The sequence below is a fragment of the Corynebacterium tardum genome (genome assembly GCF_046717785.1).
GTDB lineage: Bacteria > Actinomycetota > Actinomycetes > Mycobacteriales > Mycobacteriaceae > Corynebacterium.
Genome location: NZ_CP177104.1, coordinates 814,888 through 830,396 on the forward strand (window position 1 = coordinate 814,888; position 15,509 = coordinate 830,396).

Here is a 15,509-nt window from a genome sequence, read left to right on the forward strand (position 1 = left end):
CGGGAACGGTGGGAACACGGGAACGCAGGGTTTCACCCCCTCTGACCTGCGACGGAGCGGTTCCGGAGGTTCCCGTGTTCCCGTGTTCCCGTGTTCTCGCAGGTTGCCGGTTGAACTGGGGAATACCCCCTCCCCTCCCCTCCCTTCCTTCCTTCTGCGGTAGTAACAGGGAAGGGGGGTATATATCTCGCGCGTTTTTAAGATTTTAAGGAACACGGGAACACGGGAACACAAAGTTCTTCATACCCTCTGACTTTGGACGCTTTATTTCTAGCCTTCTCCTCGTGTTCCCGCTGTTCCCGCTGTTCCCGCCCCTCGTGGTGTGACGCTGGTGGGGGATGCCAGAAAAGTTGAGGGGGTATATCTTCCCGACTCCCCCCACGGCTCTGATAGTCGAGCTCTCTCTCCCGTTTTGGGCTTGAAAAGATTTCCGGTCGAAAGCACTGGTAGAGAATTCGGACCCTCGGAAGGCGTTTTCGAGGCTGTTTGGACCCCCTCTCCGGTACCGACGCCCGGCGACGCCCTCCCAGGCGCTCGGAGATACCTTCGAGATACCTTCTCGGGCCTCTCCCGGTCGCACCGCTGCCCCCAGAAAATGCCCCGTGGCATTCTGCCCTGGCTGAATCCCCCAGGCGGGTGATTAACGGGGCGTAGTAATTCCTTCCTGGGGATATTGGCGGCGTGTTTTGATTTCCAAGAGTTCAAGCCACCACAGCTGCGTGCAAGGAGCACCCATGAAACCAAGTGAAATGCCAGAAAGTCGCCCCACAACCAGGTTCCACACCGGTGTGGGCAAGGCCCAGGTAATGGGCGAATCTCCGTACCTGGTGGACTTCACCCTGCGAGCTAACAGCCGGACTCGCAACGGGGTTCGCGAGCAGGCTTTCTACCTCAAGCTTGGCGACTGCTCCTACCGGTTGCACCCTCCGGCGGCTCGTCGCCTGGTGCGTGCACTGGCTGACGCCCTGGAGAGTTAAACGTGCCGGACTCCGAGAAGCCGCCGATGTTGTGTGTCGGGCGCTCTCCCTGGTTCGATTCTCGCTTTCACGGCGAGGCTAAACGCCTGTACGAGGACCGCATGCAGGTCTGCCGGGATATCTGCGCCCAGTGTCAGCACAAGCGCTCGTGCAAGTTCACCGCCGAGCAGCTCACCGTCGCTGAGCGCACCGGCGTGTGGTGCGGCGTCGATATTGGCACCGTCCAGCACCGGCGGGGTATCGACTGGTCTAACGCGCCGCCGGAAAGGCCCCAAGACTCCTACTAAACCAAACTTTTATCTTTGAAAGGATTTACAGAATGACTCACCCAAACATGGCCAATTTGGTCCCCCTGGCCCGAACGGCCCTGGTGTGTGCCGTTGACGGCTACGACCCGAAGAAGGTCCGAGTGGACCTAGGCGGTGTCGGCGCTACCCAGAAGACGAACCGCAATGGCGAATCTGACCTGGACGCCACAATCAAGCTGCTGGCCCGCATGGAAGTGACAGATTTCTGGCTCTTAAAAACCTTGGCGGTCCAGTCCGCGAACCAGTTGCGCAGCTTGGCTGACCACTTCGGTCTCGACCCCGAGGAGGTCAAGAAATTCGTCTGGGACCGCCACCGTAGCCTCTCGGAGGCTGAAACGCGCTACCACCGGGAACACCAAGAATGAGGGCGCTGTCCCTGGAGCCGGGGTCGGTGGTCCTCCCGCCAGAGTCGGTGGCCTGCTTGGTGGAGCACCTGCGCCGCGCCCCGCAGCCGTCCTCCCTGGCGGCGCGTGCTTTGGTGGCGGACTTGGTGCAGCTGTCACAGCGTCCTGTCTCGTCACGTGACGTGCTTGTCCTGGAGAAACAGCAGCTGGTGAACTCGAAACTGACGACCGAGCAGGCTGCGCGATGTTTAGGAATCACCCCGGGGGCTGTTCGGCAACGAATTAACCGTGGCTGTCTACCGGCCTCATTTGAGGGCGGTAGGTGGCTGATAGATGCAAAGGAGCTTTAATGGCTGCGACAGAATTCCGCCGTTCGCGCTCTTCGGTCTTGGGTTCGAAAGAAACCGACAAGACCTCGGCGCGCGCGCTTTTCGACGACACTGACCATCTAGCCGACGTGCTGGAGAGCTACGCGACTAACTCTATTCCGGGCCTGGTGTTCCCAGACGTCTCCGTGCCGACGGGTGTTGCCCAGTACACGCAGGTCAGCGCCGAGGACATGAAGGTCGAGGGCGTTGGCGTGCGCTCTGAGCACTCCGAATACCCTATGGTGCGCTTTACTCCGGGTGATTTGAAGAAGGCACACACGTCAGACATCGGTGGTAAGTTCCGAGTCTCTGACGAGGCTATCGACGCGGGCGACACCTCCTTGATTGAGGACGGCCTGTCACTGCTGGGCACCTCGATTAACGACACGCTGAACACCATGATGGTCGAGGCCCTGGCCCAGGTGACCGACGAGAAGAACGGCGGCTTGTCGATTGGTGCGAACTCCTTCCACGGCGTGACTCTCGACGGCGCGAACCCGACGCCTGCCGAAAAGCGCCCGTGGGCGTCCATCGTTGCCGCCCGTGGTCTCCTGCGCAAGCACGGCCTGTCTGCTAATGCGAACGTTCTCCTGCTGGATTGGGACTCTGCAGACGCATTGACCTTGCTCTATGACCAGAACAACTTGGAGGAGCAGTGGGGACTGACTATCTACGGTTGCGACAAGCTGCCTGAAGGCACGGGCTACCTACTCGACGCCCGCCACTTCGGCAAGCTCGTAACCAAGGACGGCCTGCAGGTCGAGACCTGGCGCGACCCGTCAATCCGCGCCACCTGGTGCCAGTCCTACATCGAACCGGTAATTACTATTCAGCGCCCCCGCAACGTGGTTCGCCTCTTCGGTCTGGGCCTGCAGGACTAAAGGAGATTAAACAGTGTTTAACTTCACTCCGTTTCTAGACGAGCTTTTCACCCCAGGACAGGCAATCACCGCGACTGCTACCGAGGACATTAAGCTCGGCCAGCTGGTCGAAATTGTTGCAGCGGATGGTCTGCACACGACCGCGAAGACTCCTCAGCTGGCAGTCCGGGTAGCTACCCCGGGCGCTGTGGCTTTTGGCCTGGCTGGCCATGACGTGGAAAAGGGAGGCGACCTTACCGTGCAGCGCGGCGCTGGTCGTTGTTTCCGTGTCCCGGCTAAGGGTCCACACATGGCGGGCGACCTCCTGGAGGTTGCCGAAGCTGGCGGTTTCGCCCAGGCCTCGACGGGCGCTCCAGTCGCCCAGGCTATCCGCAACAGCGAAGACGGCCACGTGGACGTGACGTTGCTTTAGTCCATCAGTGCCAGGGCCGCGTTAAGCGCACCGCCTACTCCTTTTTTGGCGATACGGTCTGAGTAGCGGAAGTAAGGCCCCCATGACCGCGAAAGCGTGAGGGTTTACCTGCGTCGTCCTGGCACTGACTGCACTGGTTTAAGACCCCCTCTAACGGTTCAACGTCGTTAGAGGGGGTCTTGCTATGTTTAGAGCCGCTACTAGGACGAATGTGACCTAGGCGACCGTTTCCGTGGGGTCTCCCGTGGCCTCTCGTCGTCTCCGAAGGTGAAAGTACCGGAGAGGGGGTCTAGGCGCTCGGAAATACCTTCCGAAGCTCCCTTTGGCCTATACCCCCGAGCAGGGGTTTTGTTGAATAGGTTCACAATTGTGCCGACTGGGTGGTCCCTGTTTTCCTGGGGGAGGAAACACCGTTTTACCAGCACAGACAGGAGAACCAAATGAACGGCAACGAACTAACCCAGGAACTGAACCGCCAGCTCGGTGGCTACGGTTTCGAGCTTGACAGCTCCACCCTTGAGGCCCTGGCCTTCCTCGTGGACGAGGTCGCGCCGGAGGGGCACGAGCGCGTGGCTGACTTCTTCCAAGCTCTGGGAGATTCTGCTGGCCTGGTTGCCGAGTCCGTGCGCTACGACGAGGGGGACGAGGATCAGTGAGCTACTACGGCTACACGAATTGGGACACCTGGACCGCGTACAACTGGGCGTCCTCGGAGTACTGGGGGTACCGATACGTTATGGGCCTGTCGGTAGAGGAGCTGGCGGACTACGTGGCCGAGCACGCCCAGGAGTGGGACAACCTCGACCCCAGGGCGGTCAACGTGAATGAAGTCTACGACGCCCTGCACGACGAGGGGGAGGCCGCAAAATGCTAAACGACTACGTCTTGGAGTTATGCGCCCAACATGACTGGCACACTAGCGCCGTCAGCCCTGCCGAACTAGCTACCGCCGAGCAAATGATTCTGGTGCTCTGGCGTGCCTGCGATTTTGACCAGGAGGAGGGCGCGACGGTTTGGGCCAGTGACAACGACGCGGTTCTAATCTGTGGCGATTACTACCTGGAGTTGTTCCGTGACGTCGAGGAGGACCTGCTTTGGGACATTCTCGGCTTTAACTACGAGGCCAAACGGCGTACAACAGACGGCCAGTTTGTCTCCCTGGCGAAGGGGCGAACCAGCGTCGTTTGGGGCCTGGACTCTCTCGACCGGGTGGCACAAGACCTGGTGGAGCTGGTCGACGCCACGGCTTAACCCCCTGCCCTAAACATGAATGAAGCCCCAATCCTGGTAACAAGGATTGGGGCTTCATGCTATTACCCAAGTGACGTGGGTTCCCCGCCCTCCCAGGAAAACACGCAGAAAATCGGGCTGTCAATACTGTGACTTGGTGACTAACCAATGACTAAGAACTGTTTAGAAACTGGTGTACTGGGCTCAACCCCCGCAGCCCTGGTGCCCAGGTAAAAGACAGTGCGGTCAGTAGCGCCGGTGGCCTGGACGGGTTCAATTCCCGGCGGCTCCACCAAATATCAAAAAACCCGCTGGTCAGAACGTCCAGCGGGTTTCTTGTTCGAAGGGTTGGCCCTGCCGCTGGCGCTGGCGGTGCTAACGACAGTCGCGATGAGCGGCAGGCCGCAGCAGAGCAGCAACGGAAGCGCGCAGCATGCCAGTAGGAGCAGCCCGGTCCCTGCGGCGACGATGGGACCGGCGCGCCGTTCGTCGCGGTCGTGATCGGCGCTCATCGTCTGGACCTCTTCCGGATGAGATCTCCCCGATTGCATGCGTTGCCGTTCATGCGCAGCACGAGAGCAGTGACGGGTCGGTGGTGAAGGACTTCGCGGCGATCCGGATGCCTTCGGTCATGGTCAGGTAGGGGGCCCAGGCGTCGGCGACTTCGGCGATGGTCTTGCCGAGCACGTGGACGCCTGCGGCGGCGAGTTCCCCGGCGTCCTTGGCGACGGCGGTGAGGCCGAGGATCTCGCTCGTATCGGCGTTCACGACGATCTTGATGAACCCGCGGGTGTCGCGGTTGATCACCGCCCGGGGCACATACTCCAGGGGCAGCACGCGGCAGTCGCAGCGGATCCCCGCGGCGACGACCTCCTTCTCGGTCATCCCGACCGCGCCGATCGCCGGTCCGGTGAACGTCACCCGCGGCAGATGGGAGTAGTCGACGGACCGGTCGGCGTCGGCGAACGCGTTCTCGGCGACGAGGGTGCCGTGGCGGGCCGCGACGTAGACGAACTCCGGGTGCCCGGTCACGTCGCCCGCGGCCCAGATCCGCGGGTTCGACGACTGCAGATGGTCGGAGACGACCACCTCGCCGGAGTCCCCGGTCTTCACCCCGACCGCATCGAGGTTCAAGCCGTCGGTGACGGGACGGCGTCCGAGGGCGACGAGCACCTGGTCGGCGCGGAACTCCTGCGAGCCGCCGGACACGTCCGCGGTAACCACGACCTGCCCGGTCGCCGCGTCCCGGGACACCCGGGTCGGCACCGCGCGGCGGACCACCCGGATGCCCTCGTCGGCGAACACCTCCTGCAGTGTCCGGGACACCTTCGGCTCCTCCTTCGACGCGAGCCGGGACCGCACCAGCACGGTGACCTGGGAGCCGAGGCGGGCGAACAGCTGCGCCTGCTCCAGGGCGACGTAGCCGCCGCCGAGCACCAGCATCGACTCGGGGACCTCGGTCAGGTCCATCGCCGTGGTCGAGGTCAGGTACCCGGCCTCGTCCAGGCCGTCGATCGGCGGAGCCCACGGCCGCGCACCGGTGGCGACCAGGTAGTGCTCGGCCTCGATCGTCTCGACCGCTCCGTCTGCGGCGGTGACCTCCAACACCGGCGCGTCCGGGGTGCCCGCGAACCCGGCGTCTCCCCGCCGGACGTGCCACCCGTATGAATCGGCGACGTCGGCGTACTTCTCGCCCCGCATCGTCTCGACCAACGCCTGCTTCCCGGCGATCAGCGCGGGCATGTCCACTGGGCCTGCCGTCGTCGCGATCCCCGGGAACCGGTCGGCGGCGTCGGCGGCGACGTGCCGTGCATCGGCGGCGGCGATGAGGGCCTTCGACGGCACGCAGCCCGTGTTCACGCAGGTGCCGCCGAGCGTGCCACGCTCGATCATCACCACCGACTTCCCGAGCATGGTCGCGCGAATCGCGGCGGCGAACGCTCCGCCGCCCGATCCGATGATGGCGAGATCGTACTTCGTAGGCATCGCTGCTCCCGTCAAGGCTTGGACTTCTGTTCCGTTTCAGCCATACTAGACCTTCCAGTGCAGGGGAAGGTCAAGCGTGGCCCCTGCCGAATGATCGGAGGCCGCAATGCGCATCGGAGAACTCGCCGAACGCGCGGGCACCACCTCGAAGACGCTTCGGTTCTACGAAGAGCAGGGACTGCTGCCCCCGGCCGACCGGACGCCATCCGGGTACCGCGACTACGCGCCCGACGCCGTCGCCCGGATCGACTTCGTTCACCGTGGCCAGGCCGCAGGCCTCACCCTCGCCCAGATCCGCCAAATCCTCGACATCCGCGACAGCGGCCACGCGCCCTGCGAGCACGTGCGAGACCTCCTCGACGCGCGCCTGGCCGAGATCGAGCAGCAGCTCGCCCAGCTCACCGCCTTGCACGGCACCATCGCCGACCTCCGGCACGACGCCGCGCACCCGGACCCCGACACATGCAGCCCAGACCAGGTCTGCCGGTACCTGTAGAGGGACGCGGACCGAGAAAACGAGAGCCATAACACGAACATGCGCTAGCGCATATCGATCACGCCAGTGCCCACCTCAATGTTCTTGGTGGTGGCGGCCACTGCGCCGAGCAGCGGCATCGGGGCTGAGGCTTGCGGTACGAAGTGGTGGACGCGGAAAGACGCGTTGTTCACACCGATCTCATCTGCTGCCTGGGCGATTTCCAGATGGATCTTCGCAATTTTTTCAGCGGACGGACCATGCTGGTTCCCGAAGGCGTAGTGCCCGAAGCTTAAGAATCTGAATGCTTTCATTGGTTGAATACTTCTAATGATGACGTATCAACAAATAGGGTAGTGTCTCGCCTGCAGATTGTCACGGCCCAAGGTGGGCCACGCTATAAACTCTGAGTGGAGAAGCCCTGGCGAGGTGATGAAGCCGCCGGGAATTGAACCCGAGTCCCAGATGCTCGTCCGTGCTCATGGGGCCTGATTTAGGATGGCCGCATGGATACCGAATCTCTCCGGATTACAGTCGTCTTGTTTGAAGGCTTTGAGCTTCTCGACGTCTTCGGACCCGTCCAGCTGCTTCAAGCGGTGCCTGATGTCGCCGTTGTTTTCGCAGGACCGGATGGTGGGCCAGTTGCTAGCTCGCAGGGCGTGGAAATGGTGCCGACAATCTCTTATGGGCAGATTGAGTCGGCCGACGCCCTCCTCGTCCCGGGCGGAAAGGGAACCCGGAAGCTCGTGGAAGACGAATCTTTTCTGTCGTGGCTTTGTGAGGTGGGTGCGCAAGCGCCGGTGGTTGCCTCCGTGTGCACGGGTTCTGCGGTCCTGGCGGCGGCTGGGCTCTTGGAGGGCTACGCCGCAACAAGCAATAAGCGTGCTTTTAGCTGGGTCACGTCCTTCGGGGGTGATGTGTCTTGGCAGCCGGAGGCGCGGTGGGTGCACGACCGTAATCGATGGACCTCCTCAGGTGTGGCGGCGGGCATGGACATGACTGTAGCGCTCATGGCGCACCTCGTATCAGACAGTGCTGCCATCGATGCTTCCAACTTTGCGGAATATGAGCCACACCGCGACAGTGGATGGGATCCTTTCGCGCGGATAAACGGGCTGGTGCCGGCGAGCGGTGACGAAACTGAGCGTGGGGACGTAACGTTCGGGCAATCGGGTGACGCTCACGGTAGATAAGGGCTAAAAACTGGCGGCGGGCTCAGGTGGTGAATGCATCTATACAGCTAGGAGGTTGTGTAGATGTCAGGTGATGAGAAGCTACGTGAGCGGTTTGTGGAGTCGGAGTAGGTCTGGACGAACAAACTGTGACAGAGTCTGAATTATTTGTTACTTGAGTTACATTCGCGTGGTAGCCTTTCTCCAACAGTGTGACGTGGTGCACTGGGACTGACCCCTACGACAGGAGTACCCATGAACAGCCCAACCAACGCAGCTCCGCACGGCGGCGCTGGCACCGAGGAGAAGCCTATGGCGACCTCCGTCAAGGCAGGGCAGAAGAAGAGCCCACAGTCCAGCGGGGGAGTGATTGATAAGTTCCTCAACGGCGTGGAGTACATCGGCAACAAGCTGCCGGAGCCGTTCACCATCTTTTTGATTCTGTTTCTGATTACTGCGGTGCTTTCCACCATCATGGCGTGGATGGGCGTCGAGGTGAAGGTGCCCGGGACCGACGAGGTGCAGCCGGTCAAGGGCCTGTTTACCGGTGAGGGTCTGGCGTGGATTACCACGACCATGGGAGAGAACTACATCAACTTCCCGCCGTTGGTGACGGTGCTGCCCATCATGCTGGCCGTGGGCGTAGCGGAGCGCTCCGGCATGCTGTCCGCGCTCATCCGCAAGCTCTTCGGCTCAGCTAAGCCGTGGCTGCTGCCGTACGCCGTCGGTGTTATCGGCGTGACTGCCTCCGTGATGGCAGACGCCGCCTTCGTCATCGTGCCGCCGCTGGCGGCGATGGTGTTCAAGGCCGCTGGCCGCCACCCGGTGGCGGGACTCATTGGTGGCTTCGCCGCCGTAGGTGCGGGTTACTCCACGGCACTGGTGCCGACGTCCCTCGATGCTCTCTTCGCAGGTATTACGACTGCGGTGATGGACACGTTGCCGAACACCGACTTCGCGCCGGTCAACGCCATGTCGAACTACTACTTCAACGTGGCCTCCTCCATTGTGCTGGGTGTACTTGCCGGCCTCATCATTGACAAGGTCATTGAGCCGCGCATGTGGAAGCAGCAGGTTCCCACGGAAGAGGAGATCGATCCGGAGGACGCCGCAGAGCGCGGCGACCGCGATGCGAATGGCGAGGAGCTGAGCGCCGAGCTGAAACCGGCAGAGGTCAAGGGCCTTATCTGGTCCGGCGTGGCCACGGTTCTGCTGACCGCGCTCATCCTGTTTGCGGTGCTGCTCCCAGAGTCCCCGTGGCGCAACGAGACCGGCGGCTTCTTGCCCAAGTCTCCGCTGTTGAACTCCATCGTCTTCCTGGTCTTTGCCTACTTCATGGTCTTGGGCGTGGTCTACGGCCGCGTGGTGGGCACCGTCAAGGGCATCGGGGACGTGGTGGCGATGATGATCGGTGCGCTCAAGGACATGCTGAGCTTCCTCATCTTGGCCTTCATTCTGGGGCAGTTCGTGGCCCTGTTTGCCTGGACTGGAATCGGTACGTATACCGCAGTGAAGGGCGCGGCGTTCTTGGAGTCCATCGGCCTGACGGGATTCCCGGCCATCTTCGCCTTCATCGCCCTGGCCTCCATCCTCAACCTGCTGATCATCTCCGGCTCCTCCATGTGGACGCTCATGGCCGCGGTGTTCGTCCCGATGTTTGCCCTGCTGGGCTACGAGCCGGCGTTCATCCAGAGCGCGTTCCGCGTCGGTGACTCTGCCACCCAGATCATCACGCCGCTCAACCCCTACATGATCGTGATGCTGGGCTTCCTCCAGCGCTACGAGCGCGATGCCGGCCTGGGTACGCTGATGTCACGGCTCATGCCTTTTGTCATTCCGTTCTTCACGGCATGGGCAATCCTGCTCGCTATCTGGTTCTACGGCGATCTGCCGCTGGGGCCAGGCAACAACGTCATGATTGGTTCATAAATGTCCTCACCCAACACCCCGTCAACGGCCTACCTGGAGGAGATGGAGGGAGACGTCGCCAAGCGCGTGGCGTTAGCCACCCCGCCCGAGCGCACCGGGGAAGACTACCCCGGGCAGGGTGAGGTGTGGGACGCTGCCGCCGCGCTTGTCGACGTCTCCCTGGCCCGCCACATCGTCACCGACCTGCACGCGCACCCGGAGACCGCGTTTGCGGAGCACCGCTCCATGGCTGTGCTCGCTGACTGCGTGGAACAGCGCGGCTATGCGCCCCGCCGGGGAGTCTATGGCGTGGAGACCGCCTTCGAGGCGGCATGGCAGAGCGACGATTTTGATCCGGACACGCATCCCACCGTGGCGATCCTGGCCGAATATGACGCCCTGCCCACCATCGGCCACGCCTGCGGGCACAACATCATTGCGGCGGCGGGGGTGTGCGGCTTTCTTGCCGCCGTGGAAGTTGCGAAGAAGAACTCCAGTGCTGGCCGCATCCTCCTGCAGGGTACGCCCGCTGAAGAGGGGCATTCCGGCAAGGAATATATGATCCGCGGCGGCAGCCTCGACGGCGTCGATGCCGCGGTGATGGTGCATGGCTTCGGCTATGACATCGGCGCCCACGCCTGGGTAGGCCGAAGAATCCTTCGCGTGAACTACCGGGGAGTAGCGGCGCACGCGAGCTCCCAGCCGTTTATGGGGCGCAACGCCCTCGACGCCGCGAGCCTGGCGTACCAGGGCATTGGCCTCATGCGGCAGCAGATGCCGCCGAGCGATCGCGTCCACGCCATCATGTCCGGGGGAGACCGGCCATCCATCATCCCCGGTGAGGCGCAGATGCACATCTACGTGCGTTCTTTGGGTACTCGTACCCTCATGGACCTGTCCTCCCGAGTGGAAGACATCGTCCGCGGTGCGGCGTTGATGGCCGGCGTGGACCTTGACCTGGACTGGGATGAACACCCCATGACGTTGCCGGTGCGCAACAACTCCGCGCTGGTGGAACGCTGGTCTGCCACCCAGGCGCGCCGGGGTCGCACGGTCCTGCCGGCGGGGACCGTGCCGGATACGGTGGCGGCCTCTACGGACTTTGGCAATGTCTCCCATCTGGTCCCGGGGCTACACCCTATGGTGAAAGTCTCCCCGGCGGACGTGGCCCTGCATACTGAAGACTTCGCGCGCTGGGCGGCCGGCCCCGAAGCGGTCACCGCGGCGGTAGATTCCGCAGTAGGGTTGGCGCAGGTCACGCTGGATTTCCTGGCGGATAAGGGGTTTCGGGATGCCGCGCGTCGCGACTTTCAGCGCCACGGTCAGGTTGCGGTGGAGGACCTTCTTGGGGAGGCTCAGCAGGGGGAGAATGCGAATTAGGAAACATTACTGTGTTTGAAAGGTGAACCTTACTTAGGTTAGGTTGGTCGGTGATACACCTGCCAACAGTGGTTAGCTACACCTAAATATTCAAGGATGTCATGATCTCCTTTACTCGCCGTAACCTCCACGCCACGACCGTGAAGGTCGCCGCCGCCGTCTCCGTGGCAGCGCTGGCACTGACCGGTTGCTCCTCCGAGTCCGCCGACACGAACAGCGCAGAGCCTGCGAGCGGCGAGGCTGTGGCCGGCGAGTCCGTGACGGTGGAGGACAACTACGGTTCCAAGACCGTGGAGCAGCCGGTGGAGAACCCGGCGGTCGCCGATAACCGCGCCTTTGCCGTGCTGGCGCAGTGGGACATCAAGCTGGCCGCCGCGCCGCTAACGCTGGTGCCGAAGTCCCTGCGGGATACCTACAACCAGGACACCGTCGAGGTGGACCTTGGCTCGCACAAGGAGCCGGACCTGGAGAGCCTCGTCGCCGCCGAGCCGGACGTGGTGTGGAATGGCCAGCGCTTCGAGCCGCACCAGGAGGACATCGAGGCGCTGCTGGAAGACACCCCGGTGCTCGACTTCGAGCCGCGCGAGGACAAGGACTTCTTCGACGAGCTTAAGCGCCACACCGAGGCCATGGGCCAGGTATTTGGCCACGAAGAGGACGCGCAGCAGCTCATCAAGGACTTCGACGCCGCCGCTGCGCGCGCCAAGGAGGCGTACGACCCAGAGAAGAAGGTCATGGCCGTCAACACCTCCGGAGGCGAGATCGGCTACATCGCCCCGGGCATCGGCCGCACCTACGGCCCCGTCTTCGACCTGCTGGGCATGACGCCGGCCCTGGAGGTTTCCAACGCCTCCAACGACCACGAGGGAGATGACATCTCCGTGGAGGCTATTGCCGAGTCCAACCCGGACTGGATCCTCATCATGGACCGCGACTCTGCGGTGGCCAAGGATGGCGAGCAGGTCACCCCGGGCACGCAGCTGGTAGAGGAAAACGCCGCGCTCAAGAACGTCACCGCTCTCAAGGAGGGCAACGTCTACGCGGCCCCGGCCGATACCTACATTGACGAGTCCATCGTCACCTACACCCAGATCCTCAACGACATGGCCGATTCCTTCGAGAAGGCAGACAAGGCCGGCGCCTAAGCGCGCGACGTTAAGCAGTCAGAGTAGTCAAGGAGTACAACGCAACCGTGACGGTGGGGACGACACATCAGCGAGCCCGCGGCCCAGAACCGCGCCGCTCGCGCCAGCCCGTGCTCTCGTGGCAGCTGGGCGTGGGCGTGCTCGCTGTGGTGGCGCTCCTCATCGGCTCCTTGATGGTGGGGGAGTACAGCATTCTGGATAACCAGGATGGCTGGACCATGTTCTTCACCACCCGCGTACCGCGCACCATCGCTTTGATTCTCGCCGGGGCCGCCATGGCCATGAGCGGGCTGGTCATGCAGCTGCTCACCCAAAACCGCTTCGTGGAGCCGACCACCACCGGTACCACCGAGTGGGCAGGACTGGGCCTGCTCTTTTCACTCATCGTGCTCCCGCACTCCTCAGTGCTGGTGAAGATGGTGATCGCCGTGGTCTTCGCCTTTGCGGGCACGATGGTCTTCTTCGCCTTTCTGCGGCGGGTGACCCTGCGCTCTTCCCTCATCGTGCCGATTATCGGCATCATGCTGGGCGCGGTGGTCAGCGCAGTCTCGTCCTACGTGGCACTGACCACGGATACCCTGCAGCAGCTGGGCATCTGGTTCATGGGATCCTTTACCTCCGTGTACGAGGGGCAGTACGAGGTACTGTGGGTGGTTCTCCTCGTCCTTGTGGCCGTCTACTTCTATGCCGACAAGCTCACCGTCGCCGGCTTGGGCGAGGATATCGCCACCAACATCGGTCTGAACTACCAGCGGATGATTCTTATCGGCACGGGGCTCATCGCCGTGGCCACCGGCGTGGTCACTGTGGTCGTCGGCGCCCTGCCGTTCCTCGGGCTCATTGTTCCCAACGTGGTGAGCATGCTGCGCGGCGATGACCTGCGTTCCAACCTTCCCTGGGTGTGCCTGCTGGGTATTGCCATCGTGACCGTCTGCGACCTGCTGGGCCGTATCATCATCGCGCCCTTCGAAATGCCTGTCTCTGTCATCCTCGGCGTGGTGGGTGCCGTCGTCTTCGTCGTCCTGATTGTGAGGTCCACGAAATGAGTCTCAGTCTGTCCCTCCCAGCGTCGTCCAGCGCCCGCCCATCCACGTCTCGTCGGCGCGGCGTGGGCAGCTTTCAATCCGTCGCCGCGGCACGGAAGTACTGGATTATCCTGGGGGTTCTTGTGGCCGTCGGCGTCGCGTTTGCATTCGGGCTGTTGGCTTACGACAACCCCATGGACTTCGGCACCCACAAGTGGTGGCTCATTGCCAAGCGCCGCGCCGATGCGGTTACGGCGATGGCGATTGTGGCGGTCTGCCAAGCGGTAGCCACAGTGGCCTTCCACACCGTGACCAATAACCGCATTCTTACCCCGTCCATCATGGGCTTTGAGTCCCTGTACGTGGCAATCAATACCGCCACCGTCTTCTTCGTCGGCGCGGCTGGGCTAACGCAGTCCCGCAACATGGGCATGTTCCTCCTCCAACTGGTTCTCATGGTGGGACTGTCCCTACTTCTGTACTCCTGGCTGTTGACCAGCCGCCGCAACAACATGCACGCCATGCTGCTGGTGGGCATTGTCATCGGCGGCGGCCTCGGATCCGTGGCCACGTTCATGCAGCGCATGCTGACACCTAGCGAATTTGACGTGCTCACCGCGCGCCTCTTCGGCTCGGTGAGCAACGCGGAAACGGCCTACTATCCCATCGCCATCCCCCTCGTCATTGCGGTCACGGTGCTCATGTTCTTGAATTCCCGCCGCCTCAACGTGCTGGCGCTGGGGCGCGACGCCGCCACCAACCTGGGCGTGAACCACAAGACGAATGCCATCTACACCCTGATTTTGGTTTCCATCCTCATGGCCACCACCACTGCGCTCGTGGGTCCGATGACCTTCCTGGGATTCTTGGTGGCAACCTTGGCGTACCAGGCGGCGGAAACCTACGACCACCGATTCCTGTTTCCAATGGCCATGGCCACCGCGTTTGCGGTATTAACCAGCGCGTACTTCCTCATGCAGCACGTGTTCTACGCTCAGGGCGTGGTATCCATCATCATCGAGCTGGTGGGCGGCAGCGTCTTCCTCTTTGTCATTCTGCGAAAGGGCAAGCTGTGATCAAGCTTTCCAACGTATCGAAGTCCTACTCCGGCGAGACCCAGATTGGTCCCATTGATCTGGAGATCCCCTCCGGAGGCATCACGGCGCTCATCGGGCCCAACGGCGCCGGAAAGTCCACGATGCTCACCATGATTGGCCGGCTTCTCGACGTCGACGAGGGCACCATCGAGGTCGCCGGCTACGACGTCTCCTCCACGAAGTCCCAGGACCTGGCGAAGATTCTCTCCATCCTGCGTCAGGAGAACCACTTCATCACCAAGCTCACGGTGCGCCAGCTCGTGGGCTTTGGCCGCTTTCCCTATTCGCAGGGCCGCCTGACTGCGGAGGACGAGGATATCGTCTCGCGCTACATCGACTTCTTCCACCTGGGGGAGCTGGAAAACCGCTACCTGGATGAACTCTCCGGCGGGCAGCGCCAGCGGGCGTATGTAGCGATGGTGCTGTGTCAGGAGACGGACTACGTGCTTCTCGACGAACCCTTGAACAACCTCGACATTGCCCACTCCGTGGAGATGATGCGCCACCTGCGCCAGGCCGCGCAGGAATTCGGCCGCACCATCATCATCGTCCTGCACGACATCAACTTTGCCGCTCGCTACGCCGATTACATCTGTGCCGCCAAGGGCGGCGAAATCGTGGCGTTCGGCTCGCCGCACGAGATTATGCGCGACGAGCTTCTGACCCCGATCTTCGAAACGGACATCAAAGTCATCGACGGCCCGGACGGGCTGTTGGCCTGCTATCACTAGAAGCCGTTGAAAAGTCGCCATGTGAGCCCGCGAAGAAATGTGGGTTTGCCTGGCGATTTGTTGTTTGTTG

The 15,509-nt window shown here is 62.4% G+C and carries 18 protein-coding genes and 1 pseudogene; 17 read left to right on the top strand and 2 right to left on the bottom strand.

Annotation, left to right across the window (positions count from 1 at the left end; all coding sequences use genetic code 11):
• The first annotated feature begins 734 nt into the window (after window positions 1–734).
• The 9 genes from ACLI1P_RS03980 to ACLI1P_RS04020 all read left to right on the top strand — a co-directional run bounded on the left by ACLI1P_RS03980 (window position 735) and on the right by ACLI1P_RS04020 (window position 4,541).
• A complete protein-coding gene (locus ACLI1P_RS03980) occupies window positions 735–977 on the top strand; it encodes a hypothetical protein (RefSeq protein ID WP_411709458.1) in 243 nt (80 codons plus the stop codon).
• 2 nt (window positions 978–979) lie between these two features.
• On the top strand, window positions 980–1,264 hold the full coding sequence (locus tag ACLI1P_RS03985) for a WhiB family transcriptional regulator (RefSeq protein ID WP_411709459.1): 285 nt from the start codon (window positions 980–982) through the stop codon (window positions 1,262–1,264).
• A gap of 32 nt (window positions 1,265–1,296) precedes the next feature.
• Window positions 1,297–1,650, top strand: a complete 354-nt coding sequence (locus ACLI1P_RS03990; protein ID WP_411709460.1) for a hypothetical protein — start codon at window positions 1,297–1,299, stop codon at window positions 1,648–1,650.
• Complete coding sequence (locus tag ACLI1P_RS03995; protein ID WP_411709461.1) at window positions 1,647–1,979, top strand: helix-turn-helix domain-containing protein; 333 nt, start codon at window positions 1,647–1,649, stop codon at window positions 1,977–1,979. Before ACLI1P_RS03990 ends, ACLI1P_RS03995 begins: the two co-directional genes overlap by 4 nt.
• A complete protein-coding gene (locus ACLI1P_RS04000) occupies window positions 1,979–2,878 on the top strand; it encodes a major capsid protein (protein ID WP_411709462.1) in 900 nt (299 codons plus the stop codon). The genes ACLI1P_RS03995 and ACLI1P_RS04000 overlap by 1 nt, the downstream gene beginning before the upstream one ends.
• Window positions 2,879–2,891: 13 nt before the next feature.
• A complete protein-coding gene (locus ACLI1P_RS04005; RefSeq protein ID WP_411709463.1) occupies window positions 2,892–3,290 on the top strand; it encodes a hypothetical protein in 399 nt (132 codons plus the stop codon).
• A 440-nt stretch (window positions 3,291–3,730) separates the two neighbouring features.
• Window positions 3,731–3,946 carry a hypothetical protein gene (locus ACLI1P_RS04010; protein WP_411709464.1) on the top strand — a complete coding sequence of 72 codons (216 nt, stop codon included), beginning with the start codon at window positions 3,731–3,733 and terminating at the stop codon, window positions 3,944–3,946.
• A complete protein-coding gene (locus tag ACLI1P_RS04015) occupies window positions 3,943–4,164 on the top strand; it encodes a hypothetical protein (protein WP_411709465.1) in 222 nt (73 codons plus the stop codon). The genes ACLI1P_RS04010 and ACLI1P_RS04015 overlap by 4 nt, the downstream gene beginning before the upstream one ends.
• 83 nt (window positions 4,165–4,247) lie before the next feature.
• Complete coding sequence (locus ACLI1P_RS04020; RefSeq protein WP_411709466.1) at window positions 4,248–4,541, top strand: hypothetical protein; 294 nt, start codon at window positions 4,248–4,250, stop codon at window positions 4,539–4,541.
• 540 nt (window positions 4,542–5,081) lie between these two features.
• On the opposite strand, the gene merA is transcribed toward ACLI1P_RS04020, so the two are convergent.
• Complete coding sequence (gene merA, locus ACLI1P_RS04025) at window positions 5,082–6,506, bottom strand: mercury(II) reductase (RefSeq protein WP_411709467.1); 1,425 nt, start codon at window positions 6,504–6,506, stop codon at window positions 5,082–5,084.
• A 106-nt stretch (window positions 6,507–6,612) separates the two neighbouring features.
• On the opposite strand from merA, the gene ACLI1P_RS04030 reads away from it, so the two are divergent.
• Complete coding sequence (locus ACLI1P_RS04030) at window positions 6,613–7,002, top strand: heavy metal-responsive transcriptional regulator (RefSeq protein ID WP_411709468.1); 390 nt, start codon at window positions 6,613–6,615, stop codon at window positions 7,000–7,002.
• Window positions 7,003–7,049: 47 nt separating this feature from the next.
• Here the strand turns inward: ACLI1P_RS04030 and ACLI1P_RS04035 are convergent.
• A pseudogene (locus ACLI1P_RS04035) lies at window positions 7,050–7,295 on the bottom strand (LLM class flavin-dependent oxidoreductase); the annotation flags it as partial.
• A 192-nt stretch (window positions 7,296–7,487) separates the two neighbouring features.
• On the opposite strand from ACLI1P_RS04035, the gene ACLI1P_RS04040 reads away from it, so the two are divergent.
• The 7 genes from ACLI1P_RS04040 (at window position 7,488) to ACLI1P_RS04070 (ending at window position 15,439) form a co-directional block, all read left to right on the top strand.
• A complete protein-coding gene (locus ACLI1P_RS04040) occupies window positions 7,488–8,174 on the top strand; it encodes a DJ-1/PfpI family protein (protein ID WP_411709469.1) in 687 nt (228 codons plus the stop codon).
• Window positions 8,175–8,465: 291 nt separating this feature from the next.
• Window positions 8,466–10,082, top strand: a complete 1,617-nt coding sequence (locus ACLI1P_RS04045) for an AbgT family transporter (RefSeq protein ID WP_411709693.1) — start codon at window positions 8,466–8,468, stop codon at window positions 10,080–10,082.
• Entirely contained in the window at window positions 10,083–11,441 is a 1,359-nt protein-coding gene (locus ACLI1P_RS04050; RefSeq protein WP_411709470.1) for a M20 family metallopeptidase, read from the top strand.
• 101 nt (window positions 11,442–11,542) lie between these two features.
• Window positions 11,543–12,586: a siderophore ABC transporter substrate-binding protein gene (locus ACLI1P_RS04055; protein WP_411709471.1), complete on the top strand. Its 1,044-nt coding sequence runs from the start codon at window positions 11,543–11,545 to the stop codon at window positions 12,584–12,586.
• Window positions 12,587–12,759: 173 nt separating this feature from the next.
• Entirely contained in the window at window positions 12,760–13,632 is an 873-nt protein-coding gene (locus ACLI1P_RS04060; protein ID WP_408932760.1) for an iron chelate uptake ABC transporter family permease subunit, read from the top strand.
• Window positions 13,629–14,687, top strand: a complete 1,059-nt coding sequence (locus tag ACLI1P_RS04065) for an iron chelate uptake ABC transporter family permease subunit (protein WP_411709472.1) — start codon at window positions 13,629–13,631, stop codon at window positions 14,685–14,687. The genes ACLI1P_RS04060 and ACLI1P_RS04065 overlap by 4 nt, the downstream gene beginning before the upstream one ends.
• Window positions 14,684–15,439, top strand: coding sequence for an ABC transporter ATP-binding protein (locus ACLI1P_RS04070; RefSeq protein WP_306507908.1), 756 nt, complete (start codon window positions 14,684–14,686; stop codon window positions 15,437–15,439). The genes ACLI1P_RS04065 and ACLI1P_RS04070 overlap by 4 nt, the downstream gene beginning before the upstream one ends.
• The last annotated feature ends 70 nt before the right edge of the window (window positions 15,440–15,509 follow it).

Excerpts from the sequence above, each read along its gene's own strand:
- ACLI1P_RS03980 (WP_411709458.1), top strand. The coding sequence starts at position 735 with ATGAAACCAAGTGAAATGCCAGAAAGTCGCCCCACAACCAGGTTCCAC.
- ACLI1P_RS03990 (WP_411709460.1), top strand. The coding sequence starts at position 1,297 with ATGACTCACCCAAACATGGCCAATTTGGTCCCCCTGGCCCGAACGGCC.
- ACLI1P_RS03995 (WP_411709461.1), top strand. The coding sequence starts at position 1,647 with ATGAGGGCGCTGTCCCTGGAGCCGGGGTCGGTGGTCCTCCCGCCAGAG.
- ACLI1P_RS04000 (WP_411709462.1), top strand. The coding sequence starts at position 1,979 with ATGGCTGCGACAGAATTCCGCCGTTCGCGCTCTTCGGTCTTGGGTTCG.
- ACLI1P_RS04010 (WP_411709464.1), top strand. The coding sequence starts at position 3,731 with ATGAACGGCAACGAACTAACCCAGGAACTGAACCGCCAGCTCGGTGGC.
- ACLI1P_RS04020 (WP_411709466.1), top strand. The coding sequence starts at position 4,248 with ATGATTCTGGTGCTCTGGCGTGCCTGCGATTTTGACCAGGAGGAGGGC.
- merA (WP_411709467.1), bottom strand. The coding sequence starts at position 6,506 with ATGCCTACGAAGTACGATCTCGCCATCATCGGATCGGGCGGCGGAGCG.
- ACLI1P_RS04030 (WP_411709468.1), top strand. The coding sequence starts at position 6,613 with ATGCGCATCGGAGAACTCGCCGAACGCGCGGGCACCACCTCGAAGACG.
- ACLI1P_RS04040 (WP_411709469.1), top strand. The coding sequence starts at position 7,488 with ATGGATACCGAATCTCTCCGGATTACAGTCGTCTTGTTTGAAGGCTTT.
- ACLI1P_RS04045 (WP_411709693.1), top strand. The coding sequence starts at position 8,466 with ATGGCGACCTCCGTCAAGGCAGGGCAGAAGAAGAGCCCACAGTCCAGC.
- ACLI1P_RS04050 (WP_411709470.1), top strand. The coding sequence starts at position 10,083 with ATGTCCTCACCCAACACCCCGTCAACGGCCTACCTGGAGGAGATGGAG.
- ACLI1P_RS04055 (WP_411709471.1), top strand. The coding sequence starts at position 11,543 with ATGATCTCCTTTACTCGCCGTAACCTCCACGCCACGACCGTGAAGGTC.
- ACLI1P_RS04060 (WP_408932760.1), top strand. The coding sequence starts at position 12,760 with ATGGTGGGGGAGTACAGCATTCTGGATAACCAGGATGGCTGGACCATG.
- ACLI1P_RS04065 (WP_411709472.1), top strand. The coding sequence starts at position 13,629 with ATGAGTCTCAGTCTGTCCCTCCCAGCGTCGTCCAGCGCCCGCCCATCC.